10 protein-coding genes are annotated in these 11,454 nt (G+C 70.7%); 3 read left to right on the plus strand and 7 right to left on the minus strand.

The window, feature by feature from the left end:
- The first annotated feature begins 37 nt into the window (after positions 1-37).
- The 3 genes from J9611_RS06310 to J9611_RS06320 all read left to right on the plus strand — a co-directional run bounded on the left by J9611_RS06310 (position 38) and on the right by J9611_RS06320 (position 4,998).
- Positions 38-1,396 carry an HRDC domain-containing protein gene (locus J9611_RS06310; RefSeq protein WP_211878647.1) on the plus strand — a complete coding sequence of 453 codons (1,359 nt, stop codon included), beginning with the start codon at positions 38-40 and terminating at the stop codon, positions 1,394-1,396.
- A gap of 138 nt (positions 1,397-1,534) precedes the next feature.
- Positions 1,535-2,821, plus strand: a complete 1,287-nt coding sequence (locus J9611_RS06315; RefSeq protein ID WP_211878648.1) for a thiolase family protein — start codon at positions 1,535-1,537, stop codon at positions 2,819-2,821.
- Positions 2,818-4,998: a 3-hydroxyacyl-CoA dehydrogenase NAD-binding domain-containing protein gene (locus J9611_RS06320; RefSeq protein ID WP_211878649.1), complete on the plus strand. Its 2,181-nt coding sequence runs from the start codon at positions 2,818-2,820 to the stop codon at positions 4,996-4,998. The genes J9611_RS06315 and J9611_RS06320 overlap by 4 nt, the downstream gene beginning before the upstream one ends.
- 38 nt (positions 4,999-5,036) lie before the next feature.
- Here the strand turns inward: J9611_RS06320 and J9611_RS06325 are convergent, their stop codons facing one another.
- The 7 genes from J9611_RS06325 to J9611_RS06355 form a co-directional block, all read right to left on the minus strand.
- A complete protein-coding gene (locus J9611_RS06325; RefSeq protein ID WP_211878650.1) occupies positions 5,037-6,551 on the minus strand; it encodes an ABC transporter ATP-binding protein in 1,515 nt (504 codons plus the stop codon).
- Entirely contained in the window at positions 6,548-7,306 is a 759-nt protein-coding gene (locus J9611_RS06330) for an energy-coupling factor transporter transmembrane component T (protein WP_211878651.1), read from the minus strand. Before J9611_RS06330 ends, J9611_RS06325 begins: the two co-directional genes overlap by 4 nt.
- Positions 7,307-7,336: 30 nt before the next feature.
- Positions 7,337-8,170 (minus strand): ECF transporter S component, encoded by an 834-nt coding sequence (locus J9611_RS06335; protein ID WP_211878652.1) that lies wholly within the window; start codon positions 8,168-8,170, stop codon positions 7,337-7,339.
- Positions 8,171-8,366: 196 nt separating this feature from the next.
- A complete protein-coding gene (locus J9611_RS06340) occupies positions 8,367-9,380 on the minus strand; it encodes a nucleoside hydrolase (RefSeq protein ID WP_211878654.1) in 1,014 nt (337 codons plus the stop codon).
- 74 nt (positions 9,381-9,454) lie between these two features.
- Positions 9,455-10,432 carry an aldo/keto reductase gene (locus tag J9611_RS06345; protein WP_211878655.1) on the minus strand — a complete coding sequence of 326 codons (978 nt, stop codon included), beginning with the start codon at positions 10,430-10,432 and terminating at the stop codon, positions 9,455-9,457.
- Between the two features lie 161 nt (positions 10,433-10,593).
- Positions 10,594-10,812: a helix-hairpin-helix domain-containing protein gene (locus J9611_RS06350; RefSeq protein WP_211878656.1), complete on the minus strand. Its 219-nt coding sequence runs from the start codon at positions 10,810-10,812 to the stop codon at positions 10,594-10,596.
- 73 nt (positions 10,813-10,885) lie between these two features.
- Entirely contained in the window at positions 10,886-11,443 is a 558-nt protein-coding gene (locus J9611_RS06355; protein WP_211878657.1) for a hypothetical protein, read from the minus strand.
- Between the last annotated feature and the right edge of the window lie 11 nt (positions 11,444-11,454).

Below are 11,454 nucleotides of genomic sequence, written 5' to 3' on the forward strand. Positions count from 1 at the left end.
GTCCTGGACCCAGCGGTGTCGGTAAACTGTAGTCATCATGACCCCTCAAAATCCGGAAATCACCACGGCCGGCGCCGTACCAAATAAGACAGAGGCCGGTGACGCTACAGCCCACATCACGGTGGAAGGCTTTGACAGCCTCGTCCCCGAGGTCATCGACCTCGATGCCCCCCGGGACGGCGTGCCGCTCGTCATCGAAACCCAGGCAGGCCTGGAACGCTGCGCAGCGGCCCTGGCCGCAGGCCACGGCCCGGCGGGAGTGGACGCCGAACGCGCCTCCGGCTTCCGTTACGGCCAGCGCGCTTTCCTCGTCCAGATCCGCCGTGAAGGCTCCGGCACCTGGCTGATCGACCCCGAGCCCTTCGGGGACCTGCGGATCATCAACGACGCCCTGGGCGGCGTGGAGTGGATCCTGCACGCCGCGAGCCAGGACCTCCCGTGCCTGTCCGAACTCGGCATGTGGCCCGACCGGCTCTTCGACACCGAACTCGCCGCCCGGATCGCCGGCCTCCCGCGCGTGGGGCTCGCCGCCGTGATCGAGCAGCTCCTGGGCTTCGGCCTGGCGAAGGAACACTCCGCGGCCGACTGGTCCACCCGGCCGCTCCCGGAACCCTGGCTGCGCTACGCGGCCCTCGACGTCGAGGTCCTCACCGAGCTGCGCGAAGAACTCATTGAACTCCTCCTGGCCGACGGCAAGCTCGACTTTGCCGAACAGGAATTCGCGGCCATCCTCGAGGCCGGCCAGGCCCCGCCCCGCGTCGACCCGTGGCGCAAGACCTCGGGACTGCACCAGATCCGCGACCGCCGCCAGCTGGCCGCCGTCCGCGAACTCTGGCTGGAACGCGACTCGCTGGCCCAGAAGCGCGACGTGGCCCCCGGCCGGCTCATCCCGGATTCGGCCCTCGTGGCCGCGGCCAGGGCGATGCCTGCCACCGTGCCGCAACTGCTGGGCACCAAGGGCTTCCATGGCCGGGCGGCCCAGCGCGAAGCCCCGCGCTGGCTGCGCTGCATCAGCACCGCCAGGTCCCTGGAAGAGCTTCCTCCCTTGCACCTGGCCACCAACGCGCCCCCGCCCCCGCGCGTCTGGGCCGACCGGGATCCGGAGGCGGCCGCACGGCTTGCCACCGCCCGTCCCATGCTGCAGGCCAAGGCCGAGGAACTGAACCTGCCGGTCGAGAACCTGCTGACCCCGGACTACCTCCGCCGCGTGGCCTGGCGCCCGCCGGCCGAGCTCAGCGAGGAAGGCCTGGCCGAGGAGCTGGCGAACCTCGGGGCGCGGCAATGGCAGATCGAGATCACCGCACCCCTGATCACCGAGGCCTTCCTGCATCCCCGGCCCGTGCCGGAGAAGGAGCCCAGGGCGGCAGCCGAAGCGGCTCCCGGCGCCACCCCCTAACGACCCGGACTCACCCTCCTTGCCAGCTATATTACTGGCGGGTAACATGTTGCTTGATGCCGCCCGGATCACTGCTGCCATCGGCGATTGCCGCCCTTGGCCGCAGCTCCGGCACCATGTCTCGATGAGGAGCAACACGTGAGCCAAGCCAGCAGCAGCGGAAAAGCCAGCAGCGCAGGTCCCCGCACCGTGCGCGACGTCGTCTTTGTCGACGGCGTCCGCACCCCGTTCGGCCGCGCCGGCGAGAAGGGCATCTACGCGGGTACCCGCGCCGATGACCTCGTGGTCAAGTGCATCCGCGAACTGCTGCGCCGCAACCCGTCCCTGCCCGCCGGGCGGATCGATGAGGTTGCCATCGCGGCCACGACACAGACCGGCGACCAGGGCCTGACCATCGGCCGCACCGCCGCCCTGCTGGCCGGGCTGCCGCGCACGGTACCCGGCTTCGCGATCGACCGCATGTGCGCCGGCGCCATGACCGCCGTGACCACGACGGCGAGCGGCATCGGCTTCGGCGCCTACGACGTCGTGATCGCCGGCGGCGTGGAGCACATGGGCAACCACCCAATGGGCGCCGGCGCGGACCCCAACCCGCGGTTCATGTCCGAACGGATCGTGGACCCGGCCGCCCTGAACATGGGCAACACGGCCGAGAACCTGCACGACCGCTTCCCTGCCATCACCAAGGACCGCGCCGACGCCTACGCCGTCGCCTCGCAGGACAAGCTGGCCGCCGCCTACTCAAACGGCCAGATCCAGCCGGATCTGGTGCCCGTCGCAACGATGAAGCCCGGACAGGGCTGGACCGTCAACACCGTGGACGAGCCGCCGCGTCCCGGCACCTCGCTGCAGGACCTCGCCGCCCTCAAGACCCCGTTCCGCGCCCATGGCCGGGTCACCGCCGGAAACGCGGCAGGATTGAACGACGGCGCCACGGCCGCCCTGCTGGCCTCCGCCGACGCGGCCGCGGAACTCGGCCTGCCGGTCAGGATGCGCCTGGTCAGCTATGCCTTCGCCGGCGTCGAGCCCGAGGTCATGGGCATCGGCCCGGTCCCGGCCACGGAGAAGGCCCTGAAGAACGCCGGGCTCGGCATCGAAGACATCGGCCTCGTCGAGATCAACGAGGCCTTCGCCGTCCAGGTCCTCAGTTTCCTGGACCACTTCGGCATCGCCGACGACGATCCCCGCGTCAACCGCTACGGCGGCGCGATCGCCGTCGGACACCCGCTGGCCTCCTCCGGCGTCCGGCTGATGAACCAGCTGGCCCGCCAGTTCGAGGAGGATCCCTCCGTGCGCTTCGGGCTGACCACGATGTGCATCGGCCTGGGCATGGGAGCCTCCGTCATCTGGGAGAACCCGCACCACGCCGAGTACGGCACCGCTTACCCCGAGTCCGCCACCACCCAGACTGGAGCCCAAGCATGAGCGCCGCCGATTTCCGCAAACTTGCCGATCTTTTCCCGGACGAGACGGTCACCCACTCCTACGTGCAGGACATCGCGCTCCCCGCCGCAGGTGGGAAGACGACTGACGGCAAGGACAGCCCCGGCACCTTCGCGCTCATCACGCTGGACAACGGCCTGGACCACTCCAAACCCACCACCCTTGGCCCCAACACCCTGATCGAACTCGGCACCGTCCTGGAAGGGCTGAAGGAGCGCGCCGCCCGCGGCGAGATCGCCGGCGTCGGGGTGACCGGCAAGCCGTACTTCCTCGTGGCCGGCGCGGACCTGTCCGCGGTGAAGTCCCTCCACAACCGCGAGCACGGACTCTGGATGGCCCAGCTGGGCCACGAGGTCTACTCCACGCTGGCGGACCTCGGCGTCCCCAGTTTCGCCTTCATCAACGGCCTGGCCCTGGGCGGCGGCCTCGAGATCGCGCTCCAGTCCACCTACCGCACCGTGTCCACCGGCGCCGGCGCCCTGGGCCTGCCGGAGGCCTTCCTCGGCCTGATCCCCGGCTGGGGCGGCGTGTACATCCTGCCGCGGCTCATCGGACCCGAGAACGCGCTCAAGGTGATGATCGAGAACCCGCTGAGCAACAACCGCACCCTCACCGGGCCGCAGGCCTTCGAGCTCGGCGTGGCCGACGCCATCTTCGAGCCGGCCGACTTCGTGGAACAGTCCGTCGCCTGGGCCGCGAAGGTCATCACCGGCGCGGTGACGCCGGAGCGGGCCCGCGCCGTCGACCCCGCCGCCCCGGAGGTTTCCGCCCGCTGGGCGGACGCCCTCGCCGCCGGCCGCGCCTTCGTGGAGGCCAAGACCTCCAACGCCTCCCCGGCCCCGGCCAAGGTCCTGGACGTGATGGAGGCCAACCGGACCCTGACGCAGGCGGAATCCGCGGAGCTGGAATGCGAGACGCTCGCGGACCTCATGCAGACCCACGAATTCCGCTCCACCGTCTACGCCTTCCTGGACCTCGTGCAGCGGCGCTCCAAGCGGCCGGCCGGAGCCCCGGACCGCACGCTCGCCCGGCCGGTGGCGAAGATCGGCGTCGTCGGCGCCGGGCTGATGGCCGGCCAGCTGGCCCTGCTCTTCGCCCGCCAGCTCAAGGTGCCCGTGGTCATGACGGACATCGACCAGGCCCGGGTGGACAAGGGCGTGGGGTACGTCCGTGCCGAGGTGGACAAGCTGCTGGCGAAGGGACGGATCAGTCCCGACGCCGCCAACCGGACCCGCGCGCTCGTCACCGGTTCCGTCTCCAGGGAGGCCTTCGCCGACGCCGACTTCGTGATCGAGGCCGTGTTCGAGGAGCTCAGCGTCAAGAAGCAGGTCTTCAAGGAGGTCGAAGCGGTCGTCTCCCCCGACTGCATCCTCGCCACGAACACCTCCTCGCTGTCCGTCACCGCGATGGCCGAGGACCTGCAGCACCCGGAGCGGCTCGTCGGTTTCCACTTCTTCAACCCGGTGGCCGTGATGCCGCTGCTCGAGATCGTCCGCGCACCCAGGACGGACGACGCCGTGCTCGCCACCGCCTTTGAACTCGCCAAGGGGCTCAGGAAGTCCGCGGTGCTGGTCAAGGACGCCCCGGCGTTCGTGGTCAACCGCATCCTGCTGCGCCTCATGGGCGAGGTGACGGCGGCCTTCGACGAGGGCACGCCAGCCGGGGTCGCGGACAACGCACTGCGCCCGATGGGCCTGCCGATGACCCCGTTCGTCCTTGGTGCCATGGTGGGGCTTCCGGTGGCGCAGCACGTCCAGGAATCGCTGCACGCGGCGTTCGGGGAGCGCTTCCCGGTCTCGCAGAACCTCCAGAAACTCATCGACAACGGCGTGAAGTCCCTCTGGGACCCTGCGTCACAGCAGGCAGGCAAGCCCGTCATCCCGGCCGAAACCCTGGCGCTGATGTCCTTCGGCAACACGCCGTCCACCGGCGAGGAGGTGCTGCGCCGAACGCAGGATGCCCTCGCGGAGGAGATCGGCCTGATGCTGGCGGAGGGTGTCGTGGCCGGCCCGGAGGAGATCGACCTGTGCCTGATCCTCGGCGCGGGCTGGCCGATGTTCCTGGGCGGCATCACCCCGTACCTTGACCGGGTGGGAGCGTCCGAGCGGGTCAACGGCCGGACATTCCAGGCAGCCGGGGTGGCGTCCGAGCCCGCGTAGGCCTGACGCTCGCTCCGCGCCCAAAGCCTGTGCCCGGGTCAGACCTGCCGCAGCCGACCGCCGTCGAGCTCCAGAATGCGGTGCGCCATGGCACGCGCGTACGCAACGTCATGGGTGACCAGCACGACGGCGGCGCCCCGCGCCGTGGCGGCCTCGACGGCAGAATGCAGCAGGTCCAGCCCGTGCCGGTCCAGCCCGACGGTCGGCTCATCGAGCGCCAGCAGGGCCGGTTCCCGGGCCACGACCGTGGCGAGGGCGAGCAGCCGCTGCTGTGAGGCGGGCAGTTCCGCCGGGTGCGTTCCGGCGGCATCGGAGAGCCCGACGGCGGCCAGGGCCCCGTAGGCCCTGGATACGGACGCTTCCACCCCGAGCCGCCCGCGCAGCCCGAAACTGACTTCCCGGAGCACCGTCCGTTCAAAGAGCTGGTCCCGCGGGTGCTGGAACAGCAGGCCGACCGAAGCGGCAACCCTCCCCACCGGCACGCTGGCAATGCTGCTCCCCTGGACGCGCACCTCCCCCGCCGCGGGGCGGAGCAGGCCATTGAAGTGGCGCAGCAGCGTCGACTTGCCGGCCCCGTTGGGCCCGGTGACGGCAACGATCTCGCCCGGGTCGACGGCCAGGTCGAGGTTCCTGAGCACCTGCTCCTCCCGGGCCTCCGGCGGCGATCCCCTGCCGGCCGGATAACCGAAGCCGACGGTCCGCAGCTCGAGGACCGGAGCCGCACCGGTCCTCCCGGTGGACGTGTCCCTCCGGCTCGGCGCTGCGGAGGGCATGTCCGGTACGACGACGCCGGACCGCGCCAGTTCCGGCGCGCCCATGAGCTGCGCCGGCGGCCCGCTGGCCGTGACTGTGCCGCCGTCGAGGATAATCCAGTGCCCGGCCGTGCGGGCGAGCCCGTCCGCGGCCTGGCTCAGCACGATGACGGCCGCGCCAGCGTCGAGCAGTCCCCTGATGAGGTCCCGGACCTGCACCGCTCCGGCCGCGTCGAGGGACGCGAGCGGTTCGTCGAGCACCAGGACTTCGGGGCCAGTGATGGCGGCGCAGCCCACGGCAAGGCGCCGCAGTTCGCCGCCGGACAGTGTGGCGGGATCCCGTTCAAGCAGCGCGGTCAGCCCGGTGAGGGTGGCCGTTCCGGCCACCGCGGCGTGCATGTCCGCCCGGGGCATGCCGCGGTTTTCGAGGCCGAAGGCCAGTTCTTCCGCCACGGTGGAGCGCACGGTGGACAGCGTGGCCGCGGCGTCCTGCGGAACGAACCCCACCCGGCGGGACCAGGCGCCCGGGTTGATCCGGGGGTCGTCGGCCAGGCCGTGGAACACCAGCCGTTCAGGGCCAAGCTCAAGGCTGCCCATGAGGCTTCCTGCGTGGCCTGGCCGCAGCCAGCCGGCCAGCAGCTTCCCCAGCGTGGTCTTGCCGCTGCCTGAGCCGCCCAGGACCGCCGTCAGGGTGCCCGGCGCGGCCGAGAGCCCGACGTCGCGCAGGACGGGCCGAGCGTCCCCGTGGAAGGTGAAGCCGCCGATCCGCGCGAGGAGCGCCGGGCGCGTCGTGGCACTCACGACAACCCCGCCGCGGGCCAGGAGGCGGCGAGCCGTAACGCCACGGCCACGGCGGCCAGCAGCAGCGCCACGGCACGGAACCGCCGCTGGGCCGGCGGGTCGGCGACGTCGCGGTAGCTGGTGCGCGGACCGCCGATGCCGAATCCCCGTGCATCGAGGGCCTGGGCGCGGTTTCCGGCGTCGTCGACAAGGGCCAGGACGAGGGGCACCATCTGCAGCCGCACGGCGCCGAGCCGGGACAGCAGCCCGCCGCGGAGCACCAGCCCGCGCGATTCCTGCGCCTGACGGATGCGGTCCAGCCGGGCGGCGATTGCCGGCAGGAGCGTCAGCGTGGAGGCCAGGACGAAGCCGAACTGTGCCGGGACCCGGCGCGCCTCGAGGGCGGACACGAGGTCCGGCACGTTCACGGTGAAGGAGAACAGCAGGAAGACCATCACGCAGGCGGCCGTGCGCGACGCCAGGTCCAGGGCAAAACCGAGCCCTTCCGTCGTGACGCGGGCAGGGCCCCACTGGGCCAGGACGGTGTGGCCTTCCGGGAAGAACAGGCCGTGCAGCATCAGGAGCGAGAGGCACAGCGGCGCCAGGATGACTGCGGCTGCGGGCAGCACGCGCCCCGCCACGCCCGCCCGGACAGAGAGCACGCCCGCGGCGCAGGCCACCGCCAGGGACAACAACCAGCTGTCCGCCGCGACCGTGATGACCGCGACGCTGCCGGCCGCCGTCAGGGCCGTGAGCGGGTGGAGGCGGGCGCGCACGGGTTCAGGGTCCAGGATCGGGCGTTCGGGTCAGGCTTTGGACGGTGCCGGCGCCGCCACCGGTGCGTTGCCGGCGAGCACCCGGTAGCGCCGCACGAAGGGGAACTGGAAGGTGGTGCGGCGCGGCAGCGCATAGACCAGCAGCGCCGCGATGGCGAAGACAATCGCCTTGTCCATCGGGTCCGAGATGAGCGCCTGTTTGGTGATGGCGGCGAGGAGGGTGTCCCCCATGGCGCGGAACGCGCTGACGATCGCGCCGGTGCCCAGGCCCGAGGTTCCGCCGAAGACAAAGGCGGCGATCGGGGCGGAGACGACGCCGGCGAGCACACCCGTTACAAAGCCGGCCACGGGTGCCAGGTAGAAGCGGCGGAACAGTCCGCCGCGGGCGGCCAGTCCGGCGAGGAAGCCGATCAGTGCCGCGCCGGCCGCGAACGGCAGCACGGTGGGGTTGAAGAACGACCACACGATGCTGCTGAGAGCGCCCGTGGCGGCGCCTGTTGCCGGACCGGCCAGGACGGCGATCAGGACGGTGCCGATCGAGTCGAAGTAGAACGGCAGCCCGGTGGTGCCCATGAGCTGGCCGAGGACGACGTTGAGCACCAGGGCAACCGGGATCAGGACCAGGGTGGAGGTGGGCAGCACCGGCAGCACAGCGACGATGAGCAGCACCGCGCCGAGCAGGAACCCGCCGAGGGCCACGAGTGCGGAGAAGCTGACCGGGCCGCTGGCGATGTCCGCGGGCTGGGTGAGGACCAGGAAGATGTAGGTGGCTGCGATGGCCGCGGCGCCGGCGATTTCCAGCAGGCGGCGGCCGCGGCCGGCCGCCTGTCCAGGTGCGGGGACGGTCAGTGATTGCTGTGACATGGGGTGTTCCTTTAGCTGGGAGACGCCTGCCGGGTGCGTCTGTCCAGTTCCTGGTACGGCAGCCCGGGTGCAACAAATGTCCGCCTATGTCACCTCGGCGCAGCTACCATCCTAGCGACGGGCGGCACCCGCAGGGAACAGGCGCCGGGAACACCCCCGGGAACGCCGCAGGCAACCCCTCCGGGGCAGTTCGACGCTACCGGTTGCCAAGCCGGCGGGCCAGGGCTCCGACGGAGGCGATGAGCTCGTCGAAACACTGCCCGGGATCATTCGATGAGACGATCCGGGCGTTGGGCGGCAGGCCCCAGAGGCCCCGGAAATCGGCCACCGTGGTGCCGACCAGCAGCGGGGAGTGAGTCTCGACGTCGACCGTGGCGAGCCGGGTTCCGAACGGGGTGCGGCCCACGGCCGCACAGGCAGCGAAGGCGTCGTGCATGTGGGCCACGTAGCCCTGGCCGTAGAGCCGGTGGAACTCCATGTAGAACCGGATCGCGTCCGACAGGCAGGCGACGAGCGGGCTGCCGGAGGCGCTGCGCTGCCCCTCGGGCTGGCTTGGGAGGACGAGCTCCGGCCCGGCCCCGGCGGCCTCCCCGAGGCGTCGCAGGTGTTCGGGACGCAGCTCGATCCGCTCCGTCGATTCGAGGGCGCACACGATCGGGAGCTTGTCCGCGGGCAGGCCGCGGTAGGCCGCGAAGACCTCCTTGGCCGCGTGCGGATCCACCGAGACGTTCCATTCCGCCGTCGGCGTGGTGTTGCCCTGGTAATTGAAGCTGCCGCCCATGATGACCAGGCCCTTGAGCAGCCGCGGCAGCCCGGGTTCGCGGCGCAGCGCGAGGGCGAAGTTGGTCAGCGGGCCCGTGATGAGTCCGATGAGCTCGCCAGGGTGTGCGCGGGCCTCCTCCACCCAGACGTCGACGGCGTGCCGCGCCGAGATCTGCTGGCCGGAAGGCGGCAGCTCGGCGTAGCCGATTCCCTGCGGCCCGTGGGTCTCTTCAGTGGTGACGAGGGGGATTTCCAGCGGCATCTCGGCGCCGATGGCCACCTCGATCCCGGGCCGGCCGCACAGCTCAAGCAGCGCCAGGTTGTTCAGCGCCACCTGGCGGGCCCCGACGTTGCCGGCGGTGCAGGTGATGGCCCGGACGCGGACTTCGGGCCGGGACAGCAGGTAGGCCAGGGCGAGGGCATCGTCGATCCCGGTGTCAACATCCATCAGGACGGAAGACGCAGGGGCAGCGCCGTGCGCCGCGGTGATGTCCAGACCGGTGCCGTTCAGCGCAGGCCCGCTCAGAACAGTGCTACCTTCGGCGTGCGCGGGAAGATGTCGTCCAGCTCGGCGAGGTCTACGGCGTCCGGCTTCCATGCCGCTGCCGCGGCGTTCTGCCGGACCTGCTCAGGCCTGGTGGCGCCGGCGATGACGCTGCTGACGGTCGGCTGGGCAGCGAGCCAGGAGAAGGCCACCTGGATTTCGGTCAGGTCCCGTTCCGCGGCGAAGGCGCTGAAGGCACCGAGCTGTTCCCAGTCGGCGTCGTCCACGAGGTTCGTGCGGGTGCGGCTCAGGCGGGAGCCCTCGGGCGCCTTGCCGGGCGCGTACTTGCCGGTCAGCAGGCCGTTGGCGAGCGGGAAGTACGGCAGCACGCCGAGCCCGTAGGCAACGGCAGCGGGCGTGACCTCCAGCTCGGCGCGGCGGTCCAGCAGGTTGTAGTGGTTCTGCGAGGAGATGAAGCGCGAGCCGCCGCGGGCCCGGGCCACGAATTCGGCCTCGGCGATCTGCCAGCCGGCGCGGTTGGAGTGGCCGATGTAGCGGACCTTTCCGCTGGCCACGAGCTCGTCCAGCGCGGCGAGGGTCTCCTCGATGGGCGTGCGCGGGTCCGGGGTGTGGAACTGGTAGAGGTCGATCCAGTCGGTGCCGAGGCGCCGCAGCGAGGCTTCCGCGGCCTTGATGATGTAGCGGCGGGAGCCGCGGGCGCCGAAGTCGTTGCCGTTGGCCCCGCGCATGTCCAGGCCGAACTTGGTGCCGATCACGGCATCCCCGCGGCGGCCGGCGAGGGCCTTGCCGAGCATCGTTTCGCTCAGGCCCGGCTCCCGGCCGTAGGTGTCCGCAACGTCGAAGAACGTGATCCCGGCGTCCAGGGCCGCACGCACGACGGCGTCGGCCCCCTCCTGCGACTCGGTGGCAGTTCCGGCCCGGCCCAGATTGTTGCAGCCCAGTCCCACGACGGAGACGGACAGTCCGGAATTTCCCACGCGGCGGTATTCAGTCATGGATTCAGCCTATAACGCCCGCATGCCGCTCCCGGTCAGGCCGCCTGAACGCCACCGTATCCGGACATGCCCCGCGCCCGGGCCGGCGGATGGACATATTCCGGCTATGCCCGGTCCCGGGCGCGAAGAATGGGCATGTCCTCCCGGCGCGAAGAGGCCCGCTAGCCTGCGGGCAGCACAAGCCCCTGCTCGTCCATGGCGTCCTGGAGCTGGGCCAGGGTCCGGGCGCACATGCCGTGCATCGTGGAAAGGCGCCGCTGGCCAAGCTCCACCACCTGTTCCAGGGTCTCGACGCCGGCCTGGGCGAGGGCCCGACGGGCGGGAGCCGCGATCCCGGTGGGAAGCGGGGTGCGGCCTGGTTCAGCAGTCTTCTTCGCCATGAGGAATGCCTTCCGATCGATGGATGTTGTTGGGGTTGGTGGTGCCTGGTTTGTGGGTGAATCAGAGGGTGAATCAGAGGGCGAAGCTGTTGGCGGCCTTCGGTGAGTGCTTGATCTTGAACGAGGTTCCGCCGAACGGTGCAGCGCCGATGCTCAATTTGGTGAAGTCCAGGTCTTCGCCGCGGATGCAGACCTTGATCGCGTTCACGGTCTTGTTGACCTCCGGGGTCAGGCAGAAGATGTTGAGCTTGGCGTCGGAAAACTCCGAGCGGTCCACGATGCCCAGGCCCCGCCACGCCAGGTGGCTGATGAGGGCGTCCTTGGCCTTTTCTTCCAGGTAGCGGTCGCGGTCCGTGCCGTCCTTGGTCTTCAGCGCGTACTGGGCCACCACCCAGAACTGTTCTTCTTCGGGGATTTCGGCGTAGCCGTCTTCGGCGCACTGCACCGCGAACGCGTCCATCAGGCCCTCGGCGGCGGCCGGGTCGGCGACGTCGGTCTCCTCCGTTTTGCTCTGGTGCCCCACGACGCCGTGGTTCATCACGAACTGCCGGTAGTCCTCGTCATACCAGGCCTCCCTGAATTCGAGGACCCCTTCGTCGTTGCGTCTGTAGACCCGGATAATTCCGCTCATGTGCCAGTTCC

This window comes from Pseudarthrobacter albicanus (assembly GCF_018224015.1).
Classification (GTDB): domain Bacteria; phylum Actinomycetota; class Actinomycetes; order Actinomycetales; family Micrococcaceae; genus Arthrobacter; species Arthrobacter albicanus.

What these genes read in the sequence shown, in the direction of transcription:
- J9611_RS06350 (WP_211878656.1), bottom strand. Translation starts at nt 10,812, where the DNA reads ATGGCGAAGAAGACTGCTGAACCAGGCCGCACCCCGCTTCCCACCGGG.
- J9611_RS06310 (WP_211878647.1), top strand. Translation starts at nt 38, where the DNA reads ATGACCCCTCAAAATCCGGAAATCACCACGGCCGGCGCCGTACCAAAT.
- J9611_RS06320 (WP_211878649.1), top strand. Translation starts at nt 2,818, where the DNA reads ATGAGCGCCGCCGATTTCCGCAAACTTGCCGATCTTTTCCCGGACGAG.
- J9611_RS06335 (WP_211878652.1), bottom strand. Translation starts at nt 8,170, where the DNA reads ATGTCACAGCAATCACTGACCGTCCCCGCACCTGGACAGGCGGCCGGC.
- J9611_RS06355 (WP_211878657.1), bottom strand. Translation starts at nt 11,443, where the DNA reads ATGAGCGGAATTATCCGGGTCTACAGACGCAACGACGAAGGGGTCCTC.
- J9611_RS06340 (WP_211878654.1), bottom strand. Translation starts at nt 9,380, where the DNA reads ATGGATGTTGACACCGGGATCGACGATGCCCTCGCCCTGGCCTACCTG.
- J9611_RS06345 (WP_211878655.1), bottom strand. Translation starts at nt 10,432, where the DNA reads ATGACTGAATACCGCCGCGTGGGAAATTCCGGACTGTCCGTCTCCGTC.